This is a genomic window from Allobosea spartocytisi, from assembly GCF_014764685.1.
GTDB classification, from domain to species: Bacteria; Pseudomonadota; Alphaproteobacteria; order Rhizobiales; family Beijerinckiaceae; genus Allobosea; species Allobosea spartocytisi.
In genome coordinates this window covers 84,837-107,709 of the sequence record NZ_JACXWY010000015.1, presented here as the reverse complement: position 1 = coordinate 107,709, position 22,873 = coordinate 84,837, and the positions used below count along the sequence as shown (strand labels likewise).

23 protein-coding genes and 3 pseudogenes are annotated in these 22,873 nt (G+C 66.2%); 11 read left to right on the top strand and 15 right to left on the bottom strand.

Features of this window, described 5'->3' with window-relative positions; genetic code table 11:
- The first annotated feature begins 4 nt into the window (after positions 1-4).
- The 6 genes from IED13_RS20735 to IED13_RS20710 are packed head-to-tail and all read left to right on the top strand — an operon-like array spanning position 5 to position 4,981.
- Positions 5-1,162 carry an acyl-CoA dehydrogenase family protein gene (locus IED13_RS20735; protein WP_191125305.1) on the top strand — a complete coding sequence of 386 codons (1,158 nt, stop codon included), beginning with the start codon at positions 5-7 and terminating at the stop codon, positions 1,160-1,162.
- On the top strand, positions 1,162-2,022 hold the full coding sequence (locus tag IED13_RS20730) for an HTD2 family dehydratase (RefSeq protein ID WP_191125304.1): 861 nt from the start codon (positions 1,162-1,164) through the stop codon (positions 2,020-2,022). Before IED13_RS20735 ends, IED13_RS20730 begins: the two co-directional genes overlap by 1 nt.
- The gene (locus tag IED13_RS20725; RefSeq protein WP_191125303.1) at positions 2,019-2,852 is read left to right on the top strand and encodes an HpcH/HpaI aldolase/citrate lyase family protein; all 834 of its coding nucleotides are present in this window, start codon (positions 2,019-2,021) and stop codon (positions 2,850-2,852) included. Before IED13_RS20730 ends, IED13_RS20725 begins: the two co-directional genes overlap by 4 nt.
- 11 nt (positions 2,853-2,863) lie before the next feature.
- Positions 2,864-3,610 (top strand): electron transfer flavoprotein subunit beta/FixA family protein, encoded by a 747-nt coding sequence (locus IED13_RS20720; RefSeq protein WP_133564806.1) that lies wholly within the window; start codon positions 2,864-2,866, stop codon positions 3,608-3,610.
- Positions 3,610-4,548 (top strand): electron transfer flavoprotein subunit alpha/FixB family protein, encoded by a 939-nt coding sequence (locus IED13_RS20715; RefSeq protein ID WP_191125302.1) that lies wholly within the window; start codon positions 3,610-3,612, stop codon positions 4,546-4,548. The genes IED13_RS20720 and IED13_RS20715 overlap by 1 nt, the downstream gene beginning before the upstream one ends.
- A 58-nt stretch (positions 4,549-4,606) precedes the next feature.
- Entirely contained in the window at positions 4,607-4,981 is a 375-nt protein-coding gene (locus tag IED13_RS20710) for a cupin domain-containing protein (RefSeq protein WP_210323699.1), read from the top strand.
- 100 nt (positions 4,982-5,081) lie between these two features.
- Here IED13_RS20710 and IED13_RS20705 read toward each other — a convergent pair.
- The 6 genes and pseudogenes from IED13_RS20705 to IED13_RS20680 form a co-directional block, all read right to left on the bottom strand.
- Positions 5,082-5,622 (bottom strand): annotated as a pseudogene (locus IED13_RS20705) (integrase core domain-containing protein); the annotation flags it as partial.
- Positions 5,623-5,627: 5 nt separating this feature from the next.
- Positions 5,628-5,981 (bottom strand): annotated as a pseudogene (locus IED13_RS20700) (aspartate 1-decarboxylase); the annotation flags it as partial.
- Between the two features lie 61 nt (positions 5,982-6,042).
- The gene (locus IED13_RS20695; protein ID WP_191125300.1) at positions 6,043-6,984 is read right to left on the bottom strand and encodes an efflux RND transporter periplasmic adaptor subunit; all 942 of its coding nucleotides are present in this window, start codon (positions 6,982-6,984) and stop codon (positions 6,043-6,045) included.
- On the bottom strand, positions 6,981-7,190 hold the full coding sequence (locus IED13_RS20690) for a DUF1656 domain-containing protein (RefSeq protein WP_191125299.1): 210 nt from the start codon (positions 7,188-7,190) through the stop codon (positions 6,981-6,983). The genes IED13_RS20695 and IED13_RS20690 overlap by 4 nt, the downstream gene beginning before the upstream one ends.
- Positions 7,191-7,197: 7 nt before the next feature.
- Positions 7,198-9,276: an FUSC family protein gene (locus tag IED13_RS20685; RefSeq protein WP_191125298.1), complete on the bottom strand. Its 2,079-nt coding sequence runs from the start codon at positions 9,274-9,276 to the stop codon at positions 7,198-7,200.
- The gene (locus IED13_RS20680) at positions 9,273-9,740 is read right to left on the bottom strand and encodes a MarR family winged helix-turn-helix transcriptional regulator (RefSeq protein ID WP_142021437.1); all 468 of its coding nucleotides are present in this window, start codon (positions 9,738-9,740) and stop codon (positions 9,273-9,275) included. The genes IED13_RS20685 and IED13_RS20680 overlap by 4 nt, the downstream gene beginning before the upstream one ends.
- A gap of 174 nt (positions 9,741-9,914) precedes the next feature.
- On the opposite strand from IED13_RS20680, the pseudogene IED13_RS20675 reads away from it, so the two are divergent.
- The 5 genes and pseudogenes from IED13_RS20675 to IED13_RS20655 all read left to right on the top strand — a co-directional run.
- Positions 9,915-10,148 (top strand): annotated as a pseudogene (locus tag IED13_RS20675) (IS110 family transposase); the annotation flags it as partial.
- Between the two features lie 130 nt (positions 10,149-10,278).
- Complete coding sequence (locus IED13_RS20670; RefSeq protein ID WP_191125297.1) at positions 10,279-11,496, top strand: ABC transporter substrate-binding protein; 1,218 nt, start codon at positions 10,279-10,281, stop codon at positions 11,494-11,496.
- 25 nt (positions 11,497-11,521) lie between these two features.
- A complete protein-coding gene (locus tag IED13_RS20665) occupies positions 11,522-13,135 on the top strand; it encodes a flavin-containing monooxygenase (protein ID WP_191125296.1) in 1,614 nt (537 codons plus the stop codon).
- 18 nt (positions 13,136-13,153) lie between these two features.
- The gene (locus IED13_RS20660) at positions 13,154-14,098 is read left to right on the top strand and encodes an alpha/beta hydrolase (RefSeq protein WP_191125295.1); all 945 of its coding nucleotides are present in this window, start codon (positions 13,154-13,156) and stop codon (positions 14,096-14,098) included.
- A gap of 15 nt (positions 14,099-14,113) precedes the next feature.
- Positions 14,114-15,169, top strand: a complete 1,056-nt coding sequence (locus tag IED13_RS20655) for an alcohol dehydrogenase (RefSeq protein ID WP_191125294.1) — start codon at positions 14,114-14,116, stop codon at positions 15,167-15,169.
- Between the two features lie 16 nt (positions 15,170-15,185).
- On the opposite strand, the gene IED13_RS20650 is transcribed toward IED13_RS20655, so the two are convergent.
- The 9 genes from IED13_RS20650 to IED13_RS20610 all read right to left on the bottom strand — a co-directional run bounded on the left by IED13_RS20650 (position 15,186) and on the right by IED13_RS20610 (position 22,862).
- The gene (locus IED13_RS20650; protein ID WP_248312693.1) at positions 15,186-15,968 is read right to left on the bottom strand and encodes an SDR family NAD(P)-dependent oxidoreductase; all 783 of its coding nucleotides are present in this window, start codon (positions 15,966-15,968) and stop codon (positions 15,186-15,188) included.
- A 5-nt stretch (positions 15,969-15,973) separates the two neighbouring features.
- Entirely contained in the window at positions 15,974-16,291 is a 318-nt protein-coding gene (locus IED13_RS20645; protein ID WP_191125292.1) for an AtuA-related protein, read from the bottom strand.
- 2 nt (positions 16,292-16,293) lie between these two features.
- A complete protein-coding gene (locus IED13_RS20640; protein WP_191125291.1) occupies positions 16,294-17,628 on the bottom strand; it encodes an acyclic terpene utilization AtuA family protein in 1,335 nt (444 codons plus the stop codon).
- Between the two features lie 19 nt (positions 17,629-17,647).
- Entirely contained in the window at positions 17,648-18,613 is a 966-nt protein-coding gene (locus IED13_RS20635; protein ID WP_191125290.1) for a Bug family tripartite tricarboxylate transporter substrate binding protein, read from the bottom strand.
- A 106-nt stretch (positions 18,614-18,719) separates the two neighbouring features.
- On the bottom strand, positions 18,720-19,493 hold the full coding sequence (locus tag IED13_RS20630) for a FadR/GntR family transcriptional regulator (RefSeq protein WP_191125289.1): 774 nt from the start codon (positions 19,491-19,493) through the stop codon (positions 18,720-18,722).
- 40 nt (positions 19,494-19,533) lie between these two features.
- Entirely contained in the window at positions 19,534-20,250 is a 717-nt protein-coding gene (locus IED13_RS20625; protein WP_191125288.1) for an ABC transporter ATP-binding protein, read from the bottom strand.
- Positions 20,247-20,975 carry an ABC transporter ATP-binding protein gene (locus IED13_RS20620; protein WP_191125287.1) on the bottom strand — a complete coding sequence of 243 codons (729 nt, stop codon included), beginning with the start codon at positions 20,973-20,975 and terminating at the stop codon, positions 20,247-20,249. Before IED13_RS20620 ends, IED13_RS20625 begins: the two co-directional genes overlap by 4 nt.
- Positions 20,972-21,985 (bottom strand): branched-chain amino acid ABC transporter permease, encoded by a 1,014-nt coding sequence (locus tag IED13_RS20615; RefSeq protein ID WP_191125286.1) that lies wholly within the window; start codon positions 21,983-21,985, stop codon positions 20,972-20,974. The genes IED13_RS20620 and IED13_RS20615 overlap by 4 nt, the downstream gene beginning before the upstream one ends.
- Positions 21,972-22,862 carry a branched-chain amino acid ABC transporter permease gene (locus IED13_RS20610; RefSeq protein ID WP_191125285.1) on the bottom strand — a complete coding sequence of 297 codons (891 nt, stop codon included), beginning with the start codon at positions 22,860-22,862 and terminating at the stop codon, positions 21,972-21,974. The genes IED13_RS20615 and IED13_RS20610 overlap by 14 nt, the downstream gene beginning before the upstream one ends.
- Between the last annotated feature and the right edge of the window lie 11 nt (positions 22,863-22,873).

Below are 22,873 nucleotides of genomic sequence, written 5' to 3'. Positions count from 1 at the left end.
CACCATGCAGCACGCTTCCGATCACTCAGAGATCCGCGACGCCGTCGCGAAGCTCTGCTCCGATTTTCCGGGCGAGTACTGGCGCAAGCACGATCGCGAGATGGCCTATCCGTCCGAGTTCGTTTCGGCTCTGACGGAAAGCGGCTTCCTGTCGGCGCTCATCCCTGAGGAATATGGCGGGGCCGGTCTGCCGCTATCGGCCGCCGCCGTCATCATGGAGGAGATCCAGCGACAGGGCTGCAATGGCGCCGCCTGCCATGCCCAGATGTATGTGATGGGCACGGTATTGCGACACGGCACCGAGGACCAGAAGCAACGCTATCTCCCCAAAGTTGCCTCGGGCGAGCTTCGCCTTCAGGCCTTCGGCGTTACCGAGCCAACCAGTGGCACGGACACGACGGCACTGAGGACGACGGCCCTTCGCGAGGGCGACCACTACGTCGTGAACGGTCAGAAGATCTGGACGAGCCGCGCCGAGCAGTCTGACCTGATGCTGCTTCTGGCTCGCACCACCCCGCGCGACCAGGTGGCGAAGCGCACCGATGGGCTCTCGGTATTCATCCTCGACATGCGAGAAGCGCTGCAGGCGGGCCTCACCATCCGGCCGATCCGGACGATGATGAACCACGCCACCACCGAGGTGTTCTTCGACAATGTCAGGGTGCCGGCCGCGAACCTCGTTGGCGAGGAGGGCAAGGGCTTCCGCTACATCCTGTCGGGCATGAATGCCGAGCGCATCCTGATCGCTTCGGAGTGCGTCGGCGACGCGAAGTGGTTTATCGACAAGGCGTCGAACTACGCCAAGGAGCGCCATGTATTCGGGCGCCCGATCGGCCAGAACCAGGGCATTCAGTTTCCGATCGCCAAGGCCTACGCCAACATGCGTGCCGCGGAGCTGATGGTGCGCGAGGCGATCCGGCTCTACGAGGCCGGCGCCAATCCGGGCGCCGAGGCCAACATGGCCAAGATGCTGGCGGCGGATGCTTCCTTCGAGGCCGCCAACGCCTGCATCCAGACCCATGGCGGTTTCGGGTTCGCCGAAGAGTATGACGTCGAGCGCAAGTTCCGCGAGACGCGTCTCTATCAGGTTGCACCGATCTCGACGAACCTCATCCTCTCGTTTCTCGCGGAGCATGTGCTCGGCATGCCGAGGTCATACTGATGACCGCGGCCGAAGCGCTCACTGTCGATATCGACCATCTTCGAAGCTGGATCGGCCGCGAGGATCTTGGCTCAGATGTCCTGACCGAGGACCTCGCGCGAAAATATCACGCGACCTTCGACCTTGCTGGCGAAGCGCCGAAGTTTGGCGAGGTCGCGCCACGGATGATCCATGTCTGCCTGGCCCAGCCTGCGGTCCCGACTGCACAACTCGGTCCGGACGGTCATCCCGAACGCGGTGGATTCCTTCCCCCGGTGCCTTTGCCGCGTCGCATGTGGGCAGGCAGCAGCCAAACCTTCCACGACGATCTGCGGGTTGGCGATGAGGTGAGGCGGATTTCGCGCATCGCTGACGTCGTCTTCAAGGAGGGGCGGACAGGGGCGCTTTGCTTCGTCACAGTGCAGCACCAGATCGAGGCGAGCGGACGGCTTGTGCTCGAAGAGCGGCAGGACATCGTCTACCGGAATATTGAGGCTTCCGGAGCCACACCTAAGACGCCGCCACCGGCTGAGGCGGGCGCACATCGGCGTCCGATGAAAATCGAGCCTCCGCTGCTGCTTCGATATTCGGCGCTGACCTTCAATGCCCATCGCATCCATTACGACCGGCGTTATTCGATGGAGGTCGAGGGATATCCGGCTCTCGTCGTCCACGGGCCGATGCAGGCTGCGATGCTCCTGAACTACGCCACGGAACTGCACGGCTCGCCGCCGAGCCGTTTCCGCTTTCGCGGCCAGTCCCCGCTGTTTGACGATGCCGCCTTCGCACTCAACGCACGTGACGAGGGCGATGGGTTGAAGCTCTGGACCGCCAGGCAGGACGGTCCGGAGTGCATGGTAGCCGAGGCGTCGTGGCAATGACCGCGGTGCCGGACATCACCGTCGCGCTCTTCGTTCCGGGAGACCGGCCTGAGCGCTTTGTGAAAGGGGCCTCGACCGACGCCGATGCGATCATCATCGACCTCGAGGACGCTGTCGCGGCTGAGGGCAAGGACAAGGCTCGCTCCGCTCTAAAGCGCGACTTCACCGACGAGCCGGTTCTGGTACGGGTCAACGGGCTCGGTACGCCCTGGCATGAACGGGACATCGCGGCGCTGAGGGGGCATGGCTTCAGCGCGGTGGTCCTTCCGAAAGCGGAGTTTGGTCCCGAGTTTCAGGCGCTCTGTGATGGGCTCGACCTGCCGGTCGTGGCCCTGATCGAAAGCGTGCGGGGGCTGGCCGATGCGCGCCGGATTGCGACCACACGCAATGTCATACGCATCGCTTTCGGCAGCATCGACTTCAGTGCTGATCTTGGATGCGCTCATACGCGGGAAGCGCTGCTGCTGGCCCGCTCCGAGCTTGTCATTGCTTCTCGGTTGGCCGGTCTGCCGCAGCCCATCGACGGAGTGACGACCGCAATAGATGACGCCCCGTTGATCGCGAGCGATGCGCGCCATGCGCGAGATCTCGGGTTCAGTGGGAAGCTCTGCATCCATCCTCGTCAGGTAGCCGCGATCCAGCTGGGCTTCGCGCCGGATGAGGCCGAGGTTCTCTGGGCCCGTAACGTCATGGCCAGCGGCGACGGCGCAGTGGCTATCGACGGCGCGATGGTCGACGAGCCCGTTCGCATCCGAGCGCGATCAATCCTGAAGCGGGTGCAGAGCGCGCCTGCCACAGCCTTCGACACACCCCGCTCGACATCTCAGTAAGAGGTTCCGAAATGAAGATCTTGGTGCCCGTGAAGCGGGTTGTTGATTACAACGTGAAGATCCGCGTGAAGGCGGATGGGTCTGGCGTCGAGCTTGCGAACGTCAAGATGTCGATGAACCCGTTCGACGAGATCGCCGTCGAAGAGGCGCTGCGCCTGAAGGAAGCCGGCAAGGCGACCGAGGTGATCGTGGTTTCGATCGGCCCGGCTCAAGCCGCCGAGACGATCCGCACGGGCCTGGCCATGGGCGCCGACCGCGGCATCCTCGTGAAGGTCGATGGGCTGGTCGAGCCGCTGGCGGTGGCCAAGCTCCTGAAGAAGGTGGTCGAGCAGGAGGCTCCCGGCCTCGTCATCCTCGGCAAGCAGGCGATCGACGACGACGCCAACCAGACCGGCCAGATGCTCGCCGCGCTGCTCGGCTGGCCGCAGGGCACCTTCGCCTCGAAGGTCGTGGTCGGCGACGGCTCGGTCGACGTCACCCGCGAGGTCGATGGCGGCCTGCAGACGGTCCAGCTCAAGCTGCCGGCGATCGTCACCACGGATCTGCGCCTGAACGAGCCGCGTTACGCCTCGCTGCCCAACATCATGAAGGCGAAGAAGAAGCCGCTCGACGAGACCTCGGCCGAGACGCTTGGCGTCGATGTTTCGCCGCGCCTGAAGGTGCTGAAGACGGAGGAGCCGGCCGGCCGCTCCGCCGGCATCAAGGTGGCCAATGCCGCCGAACTCGTCTCCAAGCTCAAGACCGCCGGGGTGATCTGATGACCACGCTGCTGATCGCCGAACACGACAACGTTTCCGTCAAGGACGCCACCGCCAAGGCGCTGACCGCCGCCGCCCAGCTCGGCGCACCCGTCCATATCCTCGTCGCCGGTGAGGGCGCCAAGGCCGCGGCCGAGGCGGCTGCGAAGCTCGCGGGCGTCGAGAAGGTGCTGCTCGCCGACGACGCGGCCTACGGCCACGCGCTGGCCGAGCCGCTGGCCGCGCTGATCGTCAAGCTGGCAAGCAATTACGACGCCATCGTCGCCCCCTCCACCACCACCGGCAAGAACGTGCTGCCGCGCATCGCCGCCCTGCTCGATGTGATGCAGGTCTCGGACGTCACCAAGGTCGTCTCGCCCGACACCTTCGAGCGCCCGGTCTATGCCGGCAACGCCATCCAGACGGTGCAATCCGCCGACGCGAAGAAGCTGCTGACGATCCGCACCGCCTCCTTCCAGGCGGCCGGAGAAGGCGGCTCGGCTGCCGTCGAGAGCGTCTCGGCCGCCGAGAACCCCGGCAACTCGTCCTTCAAGGGCGAGGAGGTCGCCAAGTCCGACCGTCCGGAGCTGGCCTCGGCCAAGATCATCATCTCGGGCGGGCGCGCGCTGGCTTCGGCCGAGAATTTCACCAAGGTGATCGAGCCCGTCGCCGACAAGCTCGGCGCCGCGATGGGCGCCTCGCGCGCCGCGGTCGATGCCGGCTACGCCCCCAACGACTGGCAGGTCGGCCAGACCGGCAAGGTGGTCGCGCCCGAGCTCTACATCGCGGTCGGCATTTCCGGCGCGATCCAGCATCTCGCCGGCATGAAGGATAGCAAGGTCATCGTCGCCATCAACAAGGACGAGGAGGCGCCGATCTTCCAGATCGCCGATTACGGCCTCGTCGGCGACCTCTTCACCGTCCTGCCGGAGCTCGAGCAAGAGCTAGCGCGGGGGTAAGGGGGCGGCGAAGCCGAGCGACCTCAAAGCAGGTGCTAGTCAGCAGATGGAGCATAGGATGTCGAAAGCGCCCCGTCGGCACATCGAAATGCTGCCGTTCGATAACAACGACGGCTGGCTGCCCTTGCCCGGATTTCCAGCAGGGCTTGATGTGAAAATCCTGGCCGACGACCTGGACGAAGATCGCAAGACGGGCGCTCGAACACGCCTCGTGCGCTTTGCTGCAGGCGTCGCGACTGCCGCGCCCCTCGTTCACGACTATTGGGAGGAGGTCTTCGTGCTAAAGGGCGCGATCGGGCCGGTTGGTGGTGGGGCCGCGGGCCCAAGTGCGCTGATGTATTCCTGCCGGCCGCCAGGAACGCCACATGGGCCGTTCCGGTCAGAGGAAGGCTGCATCATGCTTGAGGTACAGTACTACGTCGCTGCCGCGTGACCTGAGACCCTTTTCTCCTCCGACCTGAGGGAGAGTCCTCAGGTTAATTGATCCGAGACCATTTGCTGGAGCGCCGGAGCCTGGAGTTTCCGGCCTTCGATCACGGCGGTGGGCTAGGTGCTCCGCCGGGATTTTGCAGCAGGATCGGGGGCTTGTTGCCGATGGCCCCGTGCGGCCGATCCTCGTTGTAGTATCTGAGCCAAGCCTCCATCTTTTCGGCCGCATCCGCAAGTGTCAGGAACCAGTGCGTGTTCAGGCACCCGCTACGGAAGCGGCCGTTGAACGCCTCGATGAAGGCATTGTCGGTCGGCTTTCCTGGGCGGGAGAAGTCGAGCGTGACGCCCTTGGCGTAGGCCCACAGGTCAAGGTCGCGGCTGACGAACTCGGAGCCCTGATCAACCCGGTAGCTGAAGCGCGGATCAACCGCCGGCAAGAAGCGCGAGAAGGTATCGACCATGGTCAGAACCCGGATTTTGCGGCCCGTCGCGAGCTGGTCATGGACAAAATCCATCGCCCAGACATCGTTCGGCCGCGTCGCCGGCGCGATCCTCGCGCAGCTTCGCCTTGACCCGTCGCTTGGGCGTCTTGTTCCTGAGCTGCAAGCCTAACTCATTGTAGATCCTTCGAATCCGCTTCTGATTGACATTCAGCCTTTGGAGACTAGGCCAGGAATAGCCAATGCTGCATCCGTGTCGTCCAGAATCGAGAAGCTGTATCGACCCTGCGCATCGTGATCGACCGAGTAGCTCAGGCGGTCCCGGATTCGATTGTCCTGATCGAAAGTGACGATGCGCGGCTTCAGCGAGGTGATCTGCCGTTCGTCATCATAGACGGAATTACAGATGATGATCTGGTCGCCCGCCTTGCAGGTGCGGGCGGCTGCGCCATTGAGGATACAGCATCGCGGGCTGCGTTCACCGAGAATGGCGTAAGTCGAGATACGAGCGCCCGAGTTCTTGTTCCAGATCTCCACGAACTCCATCGGCAGGATCCCGACAGCCAGAGCGGCGCCTTCGGCAACGACGCGCCGACCGGAGCGGGCATCTCGGATTGCTCGGTCGTCATCTTGCTGGCTTCCCGACTGCCGGAGGCGGAGAGATCCCGACCTGAGCAGCTTGTGCCGCCGCGGGGAAGTCGCCTTGCGGCTTGATCTCCACCGTCGCCGTCAGCCCGGCGATCAGGCGCTGGCCTGGCGGGATCTCGGTCACGTCAATGCGAACCGGTACACGCTGAGCGAGACGCACCCAGGTGAAGGTCGGATTGATATTCGCGAGCAGTCCGCTGCCCACGGTCCGCTCACGGTCTTCGATCGCAGCCGCAATGCTCGCGACCCGCCCATGAAGCAGGCCCGCCTGTCCCATCAGGCGGATCGTGACCGGGGCGCCGATCTGAATCGAGGAGAGCTTGGTTTCCTCGAAATAGCCTTCGACATGGAGCGAATCCGTGTCGACGAGGGCGACGACCGCTCTCCCGCTCGTCACGTAATCGCCGGGCTGGAGATCGAGATTGGTGACGATGCCGTTCGTCGCGGCCTTCACCCCGGAACGGTCGAGATTGAGCCTGGCCAGATCCCGGTCGCTCACGGCCTTGCGGTGGTCGGCTTCGGCTTGCGCGAGCGCCGTCTGGGCCTCTTCCCTGCTTTTGCGGGAGATCACCTCCTGGAGCTGCTGATAGCGGTCGAGGTCGCGTTTCGCCTGGTCGAGCGCGGCTGCGCGACCGGCCAGCGCGGCCTCTGCCTGATCGAGGGCGATCCTGAAACGCTCGCGGTCCACCCGGAACAGCAGATCTCCCTTGCGCACCACCTCGTTGTCGCGGACCAAGACCTCGCTCACCAGTCCGGAGACGTCCGGGGCGACGCCGATCACATCCGCACGCACCCGCGCGTCGCGGGTCCATGGCTCGTTCATATAATGGTTCCAGAGCCCACGACCGACCAGGACGGCCGCCGCGACGACGATAAGGGTGAGCAAGACGCGTCCTGCAGAGGCGAGATAGGTCTTCATGACGAGAGCCATTGGGAAAAGGAGAACAACGCCCCGGTGATGCAAACGAAGAGGGCGACGTTGAGCAGCGCCCTGTGCCAGACGAAATTGTAGAAGCTGGTTCGGGCGAGCAGGCCGCTCAGCAGATAGGTCAGGATGTAGGCGGCGAGCGCCACGGCGAAGAAACTGGGAACGAAGACACCCTGGATATCCAGTTCGGAAGGCATGAGGTTCCTACTCCGCGGCCAGTAATGCCAATGGGGCTGGCTGCCGCTCGGCATTCAGAGGTTCCGGTGGCGGGCCGGGCTCGTTGGGGAAGAGGGCCCGGCGCAGCCCCACCAGGGACTGCAGGATGTCGAGCTCCACCGTGCCTTGCCCGTGCCGGACTACGCTCCGGAACGTCGAGTCGATGCTCATACGAAGATGCCGGGGAGCCTCGGTCGCGTCGCCCTCGTCCAGGCACCGGCGGAAGAAGGTGGCCACGTCGCGCAGCACGGCGTCGATGCCGTCCCGGGCCGGGCCGGCGATCAGGCGCCGGTCGCGCTGCAGCATGACGATGTTGTAGCCGACGCGGATCTCGCGAAGAACATCGACGGCGGCACTCTGCTCGGGCGAGGCCGTGGCGAGGCGGGGCGCAAGCTGGCTCAAGCGGTCGAGGTTGCGCCCGGCCAGGGTGGACAGGTCGTGCCTGTGCCTTCCCTCCGCCAGCGTCGCGAGGTCGGACCAGCCCGCCCGCAGCAGTCGTCTTGCCGCGATCTCGGAGCCGAACGGCTTGGTGACGAGCGTCCAGGTCAGGGCGTACAGAACGCCGCCGAGCACGGCGAGGCCTTCGTTCGCATAGCCGGCGAAATCGACGTTGTAACGGCTCTGGAGCGCCAGGTTGCCGGCGCTGTTGGCGGCCAGCAGCAACGTCACCAGCACGAGCTGCGGCCTCGGGATCAGGGCGCCGATCAGCAGGAAGGGCACTGCCAGGGTCAGCACCACCATCTCGAAATCATGGATCTGCGGCAGGATGGCGAAGAGATACAGCGCGGCGCCGACCGAGCTGATCGCGCACCAGACGAACATCGTCCGCATCGCCGGGGCAGGGCGGTCCAGCGCCCCGAAGAAGCAGCAGGCGACAGCCGTCATCGCCACGAAATAGGCGCCACCCGGCCAGCCGCTCTGGATCCAGATGAGACCGACCGAGAGCGTGGCCAGGACGGACGAGGCGCATGAAAACAGGATGAGGCCGTGATCGTGGTAGCGCGTACCGGGGACCAGTTGAGCGCGCGAAAATGCGGGCCGCCACGCAACAGCCTTCCGCTGCTGCGACGCGATCTGCCGCTGCAATGCAAGGCAATCCTGCCAGAGATCGACGATATCGCTCAGGCGCGACAAAAGGCTGGTGGTGAGAAGCCCCTCCCAGCGGCCCAGTTCTTCGCGCGAGGGCTGGAGCTCCGCCAGGGCTGCGCGCAACCGGCCCGGCCTGTCCGGCCCGGCGATCGTTTCCCCGGCGATCCAGTCGGAGGTCTCGCCCAGGACCGCGTTCAATCGCGGGGGGAGCGTCTTCGCCTCGAATTGCAGCGCATGGAGGCGGTCGGCCAGCGAGGAGAGCATCGGCAGGAGCAGAAGCAGGCGCCCCCTGAGCTCTTTCGCCCATCTCGTCGTGCCTCGCGTGTCCGTGCCATGGGACAACTGGCTGATGAACATATCGAGCGCGGCGACGTCGGCGGCGAGACGCTGCCGGGCCAGTGGTGTTGCCGGCCCGGGCCGCTCGCGCAGGATGTCCTCGGCCCATGCGGCAGCGTCGCGAAGCCAGGTCGCGACCCGCGTTTCGAAGACCGGGCCGATGCTCGCCGGGAATATGGTCGCGCCGACGACGCTGGCGCAGATGATGCCGAGGATGATCTCTTCGCTGCGCGCCACCGCCACATCGAAGATCGTTTCCGGCGCGGAGACGCTCGGCAGCGCCACGAGCGGCAAGGTGTAGGCCGCGAGCATGAAGACGTAGCTGCGGGGCGTTCGGTCCAGAAGCGCAACATAGCAGAGCCCGCCTGCCCAGAGCGCTATCGCTAAGGTGAGCAGTTCGGGCGCACTGGCAAGCAGGGGAACGAGCACGACCGCGGCGGTGGCGCCCAGCAGCGTTCCGAGCGCACGATAGAGCGCCTTCGAGTTCGTCGCGCCGGAGAGCGGGTTGGCGACGACATAGACCGTCGTCATCGCCCAGTAGGGGCGCGGCAGGTCGCAGGCGAAGGCGATGTAGAGGGCGAGCATCGCCGCTGCGAACGTCTTTGCCGAGAACAGCCAGTCGCGCCACGACGGGAAGGTCACTCGACTGTCTCCGGGCGTTGCGGCTCGTATTGCTCGGCGCCGCTGGCTCGGTTGATTGCATCCAGAACCTTCAGCGCGGCCGCGACCTCCGCCGGGCTGACATCGCGCAGGACATGATCACGCAGCTCGGTCAGAATCCGCTCGATCCGGCCCGCGAGCCGCTCACCTTCCGCCGTCAACCAGATCGTGTTCGCCCGCCGGTCGCTGGGGTCGTCGCGGCGGACGACCAGGTCGGCCGCGCTGAGCTGGTCGAGCAGCCGGACCAGCGAGGTGCCATCGATCCCGATATGATTGGCCAGCGTCACCTGTCTGACGCCGCCGCCAAGCCGATGCACCCAGACCAGCGCCGCCGCGCGCGCTTCGGAAATATCGTGCTTTGCCAGCGCCGCCTCGCAGAGCTTGCGCCATTGCCGGCCAGCGAGCAGCAGGTTGGATGTCAGCGCGGATTTTCGATTGTGCTTCATCTCCTCATTATAGGGGGACAAATAATGAGGATACAATCTAATTTGATGATCGGGACATGGCGGAGAGAAAGCCGCCTGGACGATGCAGAAAGCGCTTGGCGTGCGCCCGCCAACTCTTGCGAAGCAGCGAGGCTCCAGCGCATTTGGCGGCCGAGCTCGGTTCGCAGATCGTCGAGGAACACCGTCGAGAGCCATCCCGAGGTGATCTGCAGACACCTCATCGGCCTCGGCCACAGCTATGCTCGTGTCGGCCTGGAGGCGGGGCCTCTCTCGCCATGGCTCTATGCCGGCCTGGTCGAAGCTGGGCTACCGGCGATTTGCGTCGAGACCCGTCACATGCACGCCGCCCTTTCGGCACGCATCAACAAGACCGACCGCAACGACGCGATGGGCATCGCTCAGATGATCCATAAAAGCCAAATTCGCATAACATCTTCCAAATTAATGGTTGACCAAATTAATTGCTGATCTAACGTCGCTCGTCGCCTGCTTGAGACGTGCTCATCAACGAAGCGCGCCCGGCGATCGGGAGGTTGCAATGGCGAGCGTGCCGCAGATCACCTCGCAGCTGGTCCTTTGGGCCGCGAGCTGTGTCGCGTTGATTGTCGGATCGCTGCCTGCAGCGGCGCAGGGCAGGCCGCTGAAGATCGGCCAGCTCAGCGACATGTCCGGGATCGTCAGGGATCTGTCCGGTCCGGGCACGACGGTCGCGATGAAGCTGGCCATCGAGGATTTCGGCGGAAGCGTGCTCGGTCGGCCGATCGAACTGCTCACGGCCGACCATCTCAACAAACCCGATGTCGGCCTCGGCATCGCCCGGCGATGGTACGACGAGGGGGTGACCGCGATCTTCGATATCGGCATCACGACCGTCGCGCTCGGGATGCAGGAGATCTCCAAGGATAAGAACAAGCTCGTCGTCTACCTGTCGACCGCCAGCTCCGACCTCACGGGCGCCAAGTGCAGCCCCAACGGCATCCACTGGACTTACAACAACTATAGCCAGGCGCTCGGCGTCGTGAACCGGCTGATCGAGCAGAAGAACGACAGCTGGTACTTCATGACCGTGAATTACGGGTACGGCGTCAATGTCGAGCGCGACACGACCGAGATGATCAAGAAGGCGGGCGGCACGATCGTCGGCTCGACCAAACATGCCTTCGACACCACCGATTACTCGTCCGACCTGCTTAAGGCGCAGGGTTCTGCCGCCAAGGTGATCGCGCTCGCGACCACCACCTCGCATGCCGGCAATATCGTGAAGCAGGCCGACGAATTCGGCGTCCGGCCGAAGCAGCAACTGGCCGCGCTGAGCCTGACGCTTCACGACACCAAGGCGATGGGGCTGAAGACGGCGCAGGGCCTACTGGAGACGGCGCCCTATTACTGGGACCAGAACGACAAGACCCGTGCCTTCGCGAAGCGCTATTTCGACCGTTTCGGCAAGATGCCCAACATGATCCAGGCCAGCGCCTACGGCGCCGTGCTGCACTATCTCAACGCCGTGAAGAGCGCCGGGACCGACGACACCGCAGCAGTCAACAAGGCGATGCGCGAGACTCCGATCAACGATTTCATGACGACGAACGGCTCGATCCGGCCGGACGGGCGCGTGATGCGGCCGATGTTCGTCTTCGAGGCCAAGAAGCCGGAGGAGTCGAAGGGCGAGTGGGACCTGTACAAGCAGGTCGCCGAAATCCCGGCGGACAAGGCCTTTGCGCCCGCCGACCCGGCGCTCTGCCCGCTGGCGAAGTGAGCGGCGTGAGCCTCGGGGGATCGTCATGAAGGATTCAGGCAAGGCAAGGCGGAACTTCGATGTCGCGATCGTCGGGGCGGGCTTTTCCGGCCTCTATCTGATCTACAGGCTGCGCCGGCTGGGCTTTACCGTCAGGGCGTTCGAGACGGCGAGCGACATCGGCGGGACCTGGTACTGGAACCGCTATCCCGGTGCGCGCTGCGATGTCGAAAGCATGCAGTACTCCTATTCCTTCGACGAGGATCTGCAGCAGGAGTGGAACTGGTCGGAACGCTTCGCGACGCAGCCCGAGATCCTGTCCTACGCCCAGCATGTCGCCCAGCGCTTCGACCTGAAGCGCGACGTCGAGCTCGACACCACGATCGAAAGCGCGGTCTATGACGAGGCGGCACCAAGCTGGACGCTGACGACGGACAAGGGCGAAGCCGTTTCGGCGCGCTTCTGCGTGATGGCGACGGGGTGCCTTTCGGCGGCCCGAGATCCCGAGATCAAGGGCGCCGAAACCTTCGGCGGCGAGGTCTATCGCACCGGCAACTGGCCGCACCGGCCGGTCGATCTCGCCGGCAAGCGCGTGGGCGTCATCGGCACAGGCTCGTCGGCGATCCAGGCGATCCCTGAAATCGCCAAGACCGCCGGTCATCTCCTCGTGTTCCAGCGCACTCCGAACTTCAGCGTGCCGGCGAAGAACGCGGCCCTGAGCCCCGACTACGTCGCTTCGTGGAAGGACGATTACCCGGCGCTGCGCAAGCGGGCGCGCGAAGAGACGCGCTCGGGCACGATCTATGAATTCGCCACGAAATCCGCCCATGCCGCGACCGAAGAGGAGCGCGAGGCCGAATATCAGCGGCGCTGGGACAAGGGCGGCGCCAATTTCATGCATGCCTATAACGACCTCGTCGTCGATGAGGCGGCCAACCGGACGGCGGCCGAGTTCGTGCATCGAAAGATCAGGGAGATCGTCAAGGACGCCCGCACGGCCGATCTCTTGTCGCCGAAGGACTACCCCATCTTCACCAAGCGCATCTGCGTCGACACCGATTATTACGCGACCTTCAACCGCCCGAACGTCACGCTCGTCGACATCCGGACAGACCCGATCGACGCGATTACGCCAGGCGGGATCCGCACCGCCGGCGGTCATTACGATCTCGACGTCCTGATCTACGCGACCGGCTTCGACGCGATGACCGGGGCGCTGAACCGCATCGACATTCGCGGTCGCGGTGGCCGCGACCTGCGCAGCAAATGGGCGCATGGCCCGCGCGCCTATCTCGGATTGATGAGCGCAGGGTTCCCGAACCTGTTCATGGTGACGGGGCCTGGCAGCCCGTCGGTGCTGAGCAACGTCATCACCTCGATCGAGCAGCATGTCGAGTTCATCACCGATTGCATCGCCCATATGCGCGAGCAGGCCAGGGCCGAGATCGAGCCCGACGCGGCGGCGGAAGACGCCTGGGTCGCGCATGTGGGGGAGGTCGCGGCCGGCACGCTGCTGACCAAGGCGGCGTCCTGGTACATGGGCGCCAACATTCCCGGCAAGCCTCGGGTGTTCATGCCCTATGTCGGCGGTGTCGATCGCTATCGCCGTACCTGCAACGAGATCGTCGCCAAGGGTTACGAAGGTTTCGTCTTTGCCTGAACGGCGGGAGCCGACCTGATGACGCTTCATCCCTTCATCGCCGCGATGCTGGAACAAATGAAGGGCCGGCCGGGCCTCTCGGCGGGCACCCCCCAGCAGGCTCGCGCGATGGTTGCGGCGAGCCGCCCCGTTCTAGGCGAAGGGCCCACGCTGGCCGAGGTCCGAGATATCGAGATTCCGACGCGCGGCGGGGCGATCAAGGCGCGGCTCTTCCGATCGGGTCCGTCGCCGGCCGGGCTGATCGTCTATCTGCATGGTGGGGGCTGGATGATCGGCACGCTGAACGATTACGACGCGCTCGCGCGGACGCTGGCCGCCGAGAGCGGGTGCGCCGTCCTGTTGCCCGATTACCGGCTCGCCCCCGAGCATCCGTTCCCGGCAGGGCTGGAGGATGCCGAGGATGTGCTCGTCCGTGCTGCGCTTGCGGGCGAAGCGTTGATCGGGACGAGCCTGCCGCTCGTCGTCGCCGGCGACAGCGCCGGCGGCAATCTCGCCACGGTCGCGGCGTTGAAGCTTCGCGGGCACGTCGCTCTCGCCGCGCAGATCCTGATCTACCCCGTCGCCGACAGCGATTTCGAACGGCCGTCCTATCACGCGTTCGGCACGGGGCTGCCGCTGACGCGGCAGGACATGGTCTGGTTCTTCCACCGTTACGCGCCCGAGCACGAATGGACCTCGCCACGGATCGCGCCGCTGCGCGCCGACGACCTGACCGGCCTGCCGCCGACACTGATCGCGCTTGCCGAATGCGATGTGCTCGCCGACGAGGGCCGTGCCTATGCCGATGCGCTTGAGCGGGCCGGAATTCGCGTCGCGCGCCGGGAGGCCGCGGGCGTCACCCACGGCTTCATCCGCCTGCACAATCTGTTCGATGTCGCCCGCGATGAGGTGAAGGCCGCCGCGGCATTCGCACGAGCGGCCTGTCGCGACGTCGCCGCGCCCGCACAACGCTCCTCAGTCTGACCGAAGGAAACGCGCATGAAAGCCTGGGCCGTCGTCCGCAACAACGAGCCGCTCGAGTGCATCGAGGTCAAGACGCCGGAGCCGACAGGCACGCAGGTCGTGCTTGCGGTCGAGGCCTGCGGCGTTTGCCATTCCGATCTCCACTTCTGGAAGGGCAGCTACAATCTCGGCGGCGGCAAGACCATGACGTTGACCGATCGCGGCGTGACGCTGCCGCGCGCGCCGGGCCACGAGGTCGTCGGTCGCGTCATCGCGGCCGGCCCCAACGCCTCGGGCGTGACGGTCGGCGAGAGCTATATCGTCTATCCCTGGATCGGCTGCGGGCATTGCGACGATTGCCTGAACGAGGATGACAATCTCTGCACCGCCCAGAAGAGCATCGGCGTGATCCAGCATGGTGGCTTCGCCGGCGAGGTGGTCGCGCCGCATCCGCGCTATCTCGTTCCGGTCGGCGATCTCGATCCCGCTTTGGCCTCGACCTTCGCCTGCTCGGGCATCACGGTCTACAGCGCGATCCAGAAGGTCATGCCGATCGCACCCGACAAGCCGATCGTCCTGATCGGTGCCGGCGGGCTCGGCCTTGCCGCAATCGCGATGCTGCGGGCCTTCGGACATCGGGCGATCGTCTCGGTCGATCTCGATCCGGCCAAGCGGCAGGCGGCGCTCGACATGGGCGCCACCGCCGCCGTCGATGGCGGTGGGGAAGGCGTCGCGCAGGCGATCATCGAGGCTGCCGGCGGACCCGTGCGGGCCGTCATAGACTTCGTCAACGCGACGAGCACGGCCGCGGCAGGCTTCGGTGCGCTCGCCAAGGGCGGCCGGCTGGTCAATGTCGGCGTCGCCGGCGGCGAACTCAGCCTCTCGCTTGCGGGCATGGTCTTCCGCGCCGCAAGCGTCGTCGGCAGCAACACCGGCAGCGTCAAGGACCTGCGCGCCGTGGTCGAACTCGCCAGATCGGGCAAGCTGCCGGCCATGCCGGTGACGCGGTTTCCGAAAGATGAGGCGAACGACGTCCTGCAGAAGCTCAAGCACGGCGAGATCACCGGCCGCGCGGTGCTGGTGGAAGCCTAGCGGCAAGCCGGCTGTCTCAGCCGGCCGAGCCTGCCATGATGCCGCCGTCGATCGAGAAGGCGCTCCCGGTGCAAAACGAGGCCTCGTCGCTGAGCACGAAGGCGAGCAGCGCCGCGACCTCATCGGGCGTTCCGTAGCGCTTGAGCGGAACCCGGGCGATCGTCGCCTTGCCGGCGATCTCCGGCGCCTCGGGCGCGAAGCCGCGCTCGATCTGGTGGATCATGACGGTGTCGATCGGGCCAGGGTGCAGCGCATTGACGCGCACGCCCGCAGCGGCGCCTTCCAGCGCGGCGCAACGCATCAGGCCGAGCACGGCATGCTTGCTGGCGACATAGGGCGCCAACCCGACGCTGCCGCGCAGGCCGGCGGTCGAAGAGGTCAGTACGATCGAGCCGCCACCTTGCCGTGTCATCAGCGGCATCAACTTGCTCAGGCCGATGAAGCAGCCGCCGACATTGACGGCCATGACCCGCTCGAAATCGGCAAACGCCGCGTCGCCGAGCCGCGCGACGCGACCTTCCATCCCCGCATTGAGGAACGCGCCGTCGATGCGTCCGAAGGCGGCGAGCCCGTCGCGGATGGCATGGTCCATCGTCTCTTCGCGCGTGATATCGCCGACGATCGCGATCGCCTGCGGTCCGAAGGATGCGGCGAGCTCCGTCAGCGGTCCTTCGATCTGGTCGGTCAGGACGAGGCTGGCGCCTTCGTCGGCGAGCCGCCGCGCCGCCGCCTGCCCGATGCCGCCCGTCGCGCCGGTGACGAGGACACAGCGTCCGCTGAAGCGGGTCGAGAGCGGCATCGGCGTCACGCGCGTTGACGATCGGGAATGTCGAGTTCGAGCAGGAGCGAGCTCAAGCTCTTGCCATGCGGATCGAGCCTCAGCGAGCGGGTCACGCCGCCGCCGAGCGCCCGCTGGAGCACGAAGTTGAAGGCGCCGAGTTCCGGCAGCTCGTAACGCGTGACCGGGCCGCGAACGATGTCGCCGAAGAGCGCCTTCACACGCTCCGCCGTCACATGCTCGGCCAGGAAGGCGTAGTCGCCGGGCTCATAGGCGATGACGCTGATGTTGGAGATGTCGCCCTTGTCGCCGGCCCGGGCATGGGCGAGTTCGCCGAGGCGCATCGTCACGACTCCAGCCAATGGATGGTCGGCTCGACGAGGTCGCGCGGCAGCAGCATGGAGGCTGCGGCGATGACCTCGCGCGCCAACCATGTCGCGCCGCCGCCGCCGGCCGGGCCATTGATCCAGGCGGCCTCGATCTCGCGGCCGATGCGCTGCGCGTCCTGGAGCGATGCGGTCCGGCCCGTGATCCGCGCGCGGACATCCATCGGCTCGTGCGGGCCGCGCGGGCCGGCATAGAGGGCATCGACGCCGATCACGTCGAGCCGCAATTCCGAGATCGCGACGCCGATCAGATCGAGGCGTTCCCGCACGACATCGAGCGCCAGGCGCGCTCGCCGTTCCGCGCCGGTGCCGGCATAGGAGATCTGCCCCTCGCCGATGAAGCCGTCGCGATAGCCGATCGTGACCTTGAGACTGTCGGTCCGAGGCGAGCCGCCGCCGCCCTCCAGCCGGACCTTGTCGAGGCCGGCCTGCGTGAAACGCGCGCTGGTGAAGTCCGCGACGACATCGGGCTGGATGTAACGAGTCGGGTCGTGCACCTCGTAGAGCAGCTGTTCCTTGCAGGTTCGGATGCTGAGTTCGCCGCCCGAGCCGTCGACCTTGCCGAACAGGGCCGTACCGTCCGCATCGACATCGGCGAAGGGGAAGCCGAGACGCGCCAGTCCCGGCACGTCCTTGCGGCCGGGATCCGCGAAGTAGCCGCCCGTCAGCTGACCGGCGCATTCCAGCAGATGGCCGATCAGCGCGCTGCGGCCGAGCCGGGTCCAATCGTCCAGCGCCCAGCCGAACTCGTGGACCAGCGGCGCGGCGAACAAAGCGGGATCGCCCACGCGGCCGGTGATGACGATGTCAGCGCCCTGTCGAAGCGCCGATACGATCGGCTCGACGCCGAGATAGGCATTGGCGGAGACGATGCGCGCGCCGAGATCGGCCGTGGAGCCCGGACCGTCCGAAAGCGGCCAGGTCGCGGCGCGAACCGGCTCGAGCACGTCGTCGCCGAGAACATAGGCGATCTTCACACCCGCCAGCCCGAGCCGCCGCGCGGTTTCGGCCACCGCGCGGGCCGCGGCGGCCGGGTTTGCCGCCCCCATATTGCTGACGATGCGGATGCCGTTCCTGCGGCAGGGCGGCAGCACCCGCTCCATGCGCTCTTCGAGCAGTCGATCATAGCCGGCATCCGGATCCTGCAGCCGGGCCTGCTGGGCGAGCGCGATCGTCCGCTCGGCCAGGCATTCGAAGACAAGGTAGTCGAGGCCGCCCTGTTCGGCGAGCTCGATCGCGGGCTCGATCCGATCGCCGCCGAAGCCCGATCCGGCTCCGATCCTGATGGTTCTCATCGCCGGCCTCGGTCGCGTGTCACTCCGGCTCGATGCCGGCTTCCTTGACCAGTGCCGCCCATTTCACGACCTCGCTCTGGACGTAGCGGGTGAATTCGGCGGCCGAGACGGGCTGCGCCTCGATGCCGAGTGGGGCGAAGCGCTCCTTCACGTCCGGCAAGGCCAGGATGGCATTCACCTCGGTGTTCAGCCGCTCGACGATTTCGTTCGGCGTTCCCGCCGGCGCGAACAGGCCGGTCCACGAGGCGAGGTCGAAATCCTTGACGGCCGTCTCCGCGATGGTCGGCAGGTCGGGCGCCAGCGTGCTGCGGTTCTTGGTCGTCACGGCAATGGCGCGCAGGCTGCCGGAATTCACCGAGCCGATGGCCGACGACATGTCGCAGAACATCATGTTGATGCGGCCGCCGATCACGTCGGTCAGGGCGGGCGGATTGCTGCGATAAGGCACTTTCAGGAAGCTGATGCCGGCACCCTTGGCGAAGCTTTCCGCCATGACGATGCTGGTCGAACTGCCGCCCGCATAGCTGATCTCGCCGGGCTTGGCCTTGGCCGCCGCGATCAGGTCCGCGACGGATTTGATCGGCAGCTTGGGGTCGAGCACGAGGAAGTAGGAGAAGACGCCGGTATGGGCGATCGGCGCGAAATCCTTGATGGGATCATAGGCGAGCTTCTTGTAGAGCGCGCTGTTCGAGCCATGCGTGGAGTTGGTGCCCAGCAGCAGGGTGTAGCCATCGGGCGCGGCCTTCGCGACGGCTGCAGTCGCGATGGCGCCGGTCGCGCCTGCGCGGTTCTCGATGATGAAGTTCTGCTTCAGCCGCGCCGCCAGGTGCTGCCCGAGGACGCGCGCGGCGGTGTCGCTGCCGCTGCCGGCCGCGAAGGGCACGACGATGGTCACGTTGCGGCTGGGATAGCTTTGGGCGCCGGCCGGTGCTGTCGCGCAAAGACCGATCGCCGCACCGATGAGCGCGGATACAAGACGCTTCATGTCGACCCTCCCGGCGCGTCCGCTTGACCTGCGGATCGCGTTCGTCACTGCGGGAAGGAGACTAGCGGCCCACCTGCGGGCAGACAAGCTAAATGGTCCAATTATTTCAAATATCGATGATGCGGATCTTGGCGGTCGTGTTCTTGGCGGCCGGCGGCATGGGGGCCGCGCCGGTCGCGATGTCGCGATAGCCCGCGACGTGCCGGTCCATGCGCTGAAAGGCGGCATCCTCGTCCTGCTCGCGGATGGCCTTGAGGATGACGGTATGGGCCTTGACCGCGATGACACGCAGTTCCGGCGTGGTAACGTGCTGATAGTCCATGGCGTCGCGGATTGGCGTCGAGATCGCCTCCATCAGCGCCATTAGGGGCTCGTTGCCGCTGGCGCGGGCGATGGCCAGGTGCCAGTCGAGATTGACGTTCTTGTAGTGCGCGACATCGTCGACCGACGCGACGAACTGCTCGTGCAGCTCCTCCATCTCCGCCAGCTGCTCGGGCGTGCGGCGCTTGGCGGCGAGGCGGGCCAGGGTGGGCTCCACGGCCACGCGGCATTCCAGCAGCGATTCGAGGCGGATGCCGTGCGTGCGGACGAAAAGCTCGACCGAGCGCGCGACCGAGGCCCGGCCCGGCAGCGTCACCATCGAGCCGCCCGTGCGCCCGACCTTGGTGGTGATCAGCCCTTCCGATTCCAGAATCCGCAGCGCATCGCGCACCGATGTCCGGCTCAGCCCCGATTCCGTGACGAGATCGCGCTCGGTGGGAAGAAAGCTGCCCGGCGTGATCTGTCCCTTGACGATGAGGTCCCGCAGGCGGTTCGCCAGGATGTCGGCCGCCTTCGGCACGACGACCGGCGCGATCAGGGCGGGCGACTTCACGGTCATTCTTAATTCCTTCGCAGGCGGCAATGGTCCACCGTACGTATCATAAACCCATATAGGCTTCCTGAATGCTTCTGTCGGCCAGAAATTGCCGTGCCTGGCCGGAGCGCACGATGCGCCCCTGGTCGAGGATATGCGCCTCGTCGGCGATCTCCAGCACTTCGGTGACGCGCTGCTCGACGATGACGACGGTCAGGCCCTCGTCGCGGGCCAGGCCGGCGACCACCTGCAGCACGGTCTCGGCCATCAGCGGCGAGAGCCCGACGGACGGCTCGTCGAGCAGGAGCAGCGACGGGCGGCACATCAGGGCGCGCGCGATGGCGCACATCTGGCGCTCGCCGCCGGAGAGCTTGCCGGCGAGCTGCGTGCGCCGCTCGGTCAGGATGGGGAAGGCCGCCGTCACCTCACGGATGCGCCCCGCCATCCCGGCGCGGGCGTGGCGGGAATAGGCGCCCAGCTGGAGGTTCTCCTCCACCGTCATGAAGGGGAAGAGGCGCCCGCCTTCCGGCACGAGGGCAAGCCCCAGCGCCGGCAGATCTTCTGCGCGAGCGCGGGTGATGTCGCTGCCGCGGAAGGTGAGGCGCCCGGCCGAAGGGCGGATCAGCCCTGCGATGGTCGACAGCAGCGTGCTCTTGCCAGCGCCGTTGGCGCCGACGATGGCGACGACCGAGCCAGCCGGCACAGACAAGCCGACATCGTGCAGGACGCGAAGGTCCCCATATCCGGCGCAGAGCCCCTCGACGACAAGATGATGCGTCATGCGCGGATCTTTCCGACATAGGCTTCGACGACCGCGGGATCGCTCAGGACCTCCTCGGCCGTGCCCTGCTTCAGAACGCGGCCGCGGTTGATCACGAGGACGCGGCGCGAAAAGGCGCGGACCACCTTGAGATTGTGCTCGATGACGAGGAAGGTGACGCCCGTAGCGTTCAGGGCGTGGACCATGTCGATGATCTCGGCAACCTCTGTCTGATTGAGGCCGGCCATCACCTCGTCCAGAAGGACGATCTGCGGCTTCATCGCCAGGGCGCGCGCCACTTCCAGCCGGCGGCGCTCACCCAGTGTCAGCGACCCCGCCTTGTCCGTCGCGCGCTTCGCCAGCCCGACGCGCTCGAGCGCCTCGAAGGCGCGCGCGGCGGCGGCGGGAAGCCTCCGCTCGTGCATGAAGGCGCCGACCATGCCGTTCTCCAGCACGCTCATCGAGGTCAGCGTCTGCGAAATTTGGAAGGTCCGGCCGAAGCCGAGCCGCGCCCTCTCGTTGGACCGCGTCCGCCCGATGTCGCGTCCTTCGAAGCGCACGGTTCCGGCGGAGGGCGGCAACTGCCCGGTCAGCAGGTTGAAGAGCGTCGTCTTGCCGGCGCCGTTGGGCCCGATGATGCTAACGATCTCGCCGCGCGCGACCTCAAAGCTGACCTCGTCGACCGCTTTCAGGCCGCCGAAATGACGGGAGACGTTGTCGATCTGAAGGAAAGGCTCGGCGATCATGCGCGCGCCCCCGACACCTTGAGCGCCAGCGCGCGCAGAGCGCCCATGATGCCGTGCCGCAGGAAGAGCGCCGTCAGCATCAGGATGAGGCCCAGAACGACGAGGTTCGCGCCCGGCACGAAGCCGCCGAGTTCCGCGCGCAGATAGCTTTCCAGCGGTACGATCAGCAGCGCCCCGAGCAGCGGACCGTAGATCGTCCCGATGCCGCCGATCAGCGCGACGAGCGCGATCTTCACGCCGATGTCGAAGAGCGAGAACAGCGTCGGCGGGTCGGCGACGCGGACATACATCATGTAGAGCACGCCGCCGATGCCGGTCAGCGCCGCGCTGATCGCCATGCCCGTCAGCTTGGTGCGCAACACGTCGATACCGGCGGCGAGCGCGGCGTCCTCGTTGTCGCGAACCGCCTGGAGCGAGTAGCCGAGCCGGCTGCGCGTCACGGCCGCCATGACCAGCAGGCACACGGCCAGGAAGCCGAGCATCAGCAGGGCATAGGACAGCCGATCGCGGAAGATCATGTTCTGCAGGCCGAGCCGGAACGGGATGGAGAGGCCGCGCGAGCCGCCGGTCAACGTGTCGAAATAAAGCGCGAGCGAGAGCATCACCTCGGTCATCGCCATGGTCGCGATGGCGAAGAACGGCCCCCGCAGCCGAAAGACGGGCCAGGAGATCAGCGCGCCCAGCAGCGCCGCGAGCAGGGCGGCGGGCACGATCGCGAGCCAGGGCGAGAGCTGCAACTTGAGATAGAGGTTCGCGACCGTGAAGGCGCCAACCGCGAAAAAGACGCTATGGCCGAGCGAAAACTGGCCGCCCAGTCCGCCGATGATGTTCCAGGCGGTCGCGAGGCCGGCGAACAGGAAGGCGGTGGCCAGGATGTTCAGGGTGAAGCTGTCGCTAGAGAAGACTGCGATCAAGGCACCCGCGCCGGCGATGACCCCCAGCGTGACCGGCAGTTCGTGCCGCAGCGTCCGCACGCCGACGCGGCCGGGCTTGGCGTCAGGATTGTTCACGGAGACCGACCTCCTCCGCGCCGGCAACGCCGAACAGCCCGGACGGGCGCACGATCAGCACGGCGATGAAGACCATGAAAAGCACGGCGTGCTTCAGCGCCGGATCGAGATAGAAGCCTGCCAGCGCCTCCGTCAGCCCGACGATGAAGCCGCCGAAATAGGCGCCCTTGACGCTGCCGAGGCCGCCCAGCACGACGACGGCAAACGCCGGCATGATGAAGTTCATGCCGATCTGCGGCGACATCGAATAGAGTGGTGAGAGCAGACAGCCGGCGAGGCCCGCGAGCGCGGCGCCGACGCCGAAGGTCACCATGTACATCCGCTCGACAGGGATGCCCATGAGCCGCGCCGCCTTGCGGTCCTGAGCGACGGCGCGGATTGCCTTGCCCGGCACGGTGGCACGCAGCCACCAGCCGAGGCCACCCGCCACCACGGTCGCGGCCACGAGGACGACGATCCGCGCGAGCGGCATCTGAACGGGGCCGATCGCGACCGTGGTCTGCGAGAGCGCCGAGGCCACGCTGAAGCTGATGCCGCGCGTCAGCGCCAGAACGCTGTTCTCCAGAACCATCAAGAGGCCGAAGGTGGCGAAGACCTGCATCATCGGCTCGCCCTGGAGCGGCCGCAGGAGAAGGAAATAGACTACGCAGCCGAGCAGGAAGAGCGCGGGCACGACGATGACAGGTGCCAGATAGGGATCGAGGTTCAATGCCGCCTGCGCGGCGAAGGCGCCGTACATCCCCAGCATCACGAATTCGCCCTGGGCGAAGTTCACGACGCGGATGACGCCGAAGATCAGGTTCAGGCCGACGCTGACGAGCGCATAGATGCCGCCGAGCAAAAGCCCGATCGCCAGGATGTTCAGGAATTCCGCCATGGGCCGCTCCG

Coding starts and splice junctions, on each gene's coding strand:
- IED13_RS20645 (WP_191125292.1), bottom strand. CDS start 16,291: ATGCGCCTCGGCGAACTCGCCCATGCCCGGGCCGGCGACAAGGGCGAC.
- IED13_RS20725 (WP_191125303.1), top strand. CDS start 2,019: ATGACCGCGGTGCCGGACATCACCGTCGCGCTCTTCGTTCCGGGAGAC.
- IED13_RS20710 (WP_210323699.1), top strand. CDS start 4,607: ATGTCGAAAGCGCCCCGTCGGCACATCGAAATGCTGCCGTTCGATAAC.
- IED13_RS20670 (WP_191125297.1), top strand. CDS start 10,279: ATGGCGAGCGTGCCGCAGATCACCTCGCAGCTGGTCCTTTGGGCCGCG.
- IED13_RS20650 (WP_248312693.1), bottom strand. CDS start 15,968: ATGCCGCTCTCGACCCGCTTCAGCGGACGCTGTGTCCTCGTCACCGGC.
- IED13_RS20680 (WP_142021437.1), bottom strand. CDS start 9,740: ATGAAGCACAATCGAAAATCCGCGCTGACATCCAACCTGCTGCTCGCT.
- IED13_RS20655 (WP_191125294.1), top strand. CDS start 14,114: ATGAAAGCCTGGGCCGTCGTCCGCAACAACGAGCCGCTCGAGTGCATC.
- IED13_RS20625 (WP_191125288.1), bottom strand. CDS start 20,250: ATGACGCATCATCTTGTCGTCGAGGGGCTCTGCGCCGGATATGGGGAC.
- IED13_RS20690 (WP_191125299.1), bottom strand. CDS start 7,190: ATGCCTTCCGAACTGGATATCCAGGGTGTCTTCGTTCCCAGTTTCTTC.
- IED13_RS20695 (WP_191125300.1), bottom strand. CDS start 6,984: ATGAAGACCTATCTCGCCTCTGCAGGACGCGTCTTGCTCACCCTTATC.
- IED13_RS20665 (WP_191125296.1), top strand. CDS start 11,522: ATGAAGGATTCAGGCAAGGCAAGGCGGAACTTCGATGTCGCGATCGTC.
- IED13_RS20720 (WP_133564806.1), top strand. CDS start 2,864: ATGAAGATCTTGGTGCCCGTGAAGCGGGTTGTTGATTACAACGTGAAG.
- IED13_RS20660 (WP_191125295.1), top strand. CDS start 13,154: ATGACGCTTCATCCCTTCATCGCCGCGATGCTGGAACAAATGAAGGGC.
- IED13_RS20610 (WP_191125285.1), bottom strand. CDS start 22,862: ATGGCGGAATTCCTGAACATCCTGGCGATCGGGCTTTTGCTCGGCGGC.
- IED13_RS20730 (WP_191125304.1), top strand. CDS start 1,162: ATGACCGCGGCCGAAGCGCTCACTGTCGATATCGACCATCTTCGAAGC.
- IED13_RS20630 (WP_191125289.1), bottom strand. CDS start 19,493: ATGACCGTGAAGTCGCCCGCCCTGATCGCGCCGGTCGTCGTGCCGAAG.
- IED13_RS20640 (WP_191125291.1), bottom strand. CDS start 17,628: ATGAGAACCATCAGGATCGGAGCCGGATCGGGCTTCGGCGGCGATCGG.
- IED13_RS20620 (WP_191125287.1), bottom strand. CDS start 20,975: ATGATCGCCGAGCCTTTCCTTCAGATCGACAACGTCTCCCGTCATTTC.
- IED13_RS20715 (WP_191125302.1), top strand. CDS start 3,610: ATGACCACGCTGCTGATCGCCGAACACGACAACGTTTCCGTCAAGGAC.
- IED13_RS20735 (WP_191125305.1), top strand. CDS start 5: ATGCAGCACGCTTCCGATCACTCAGAGATCCGCGACGCCGTCGCGAAG.
- IED13_RS20635 (WP_191125290.1), bottom strand. CDS start 18,613: ATGAAGCGTCTTGTATCCGCGCTCATCGGTGCGGCGATCGGTCTTTGC.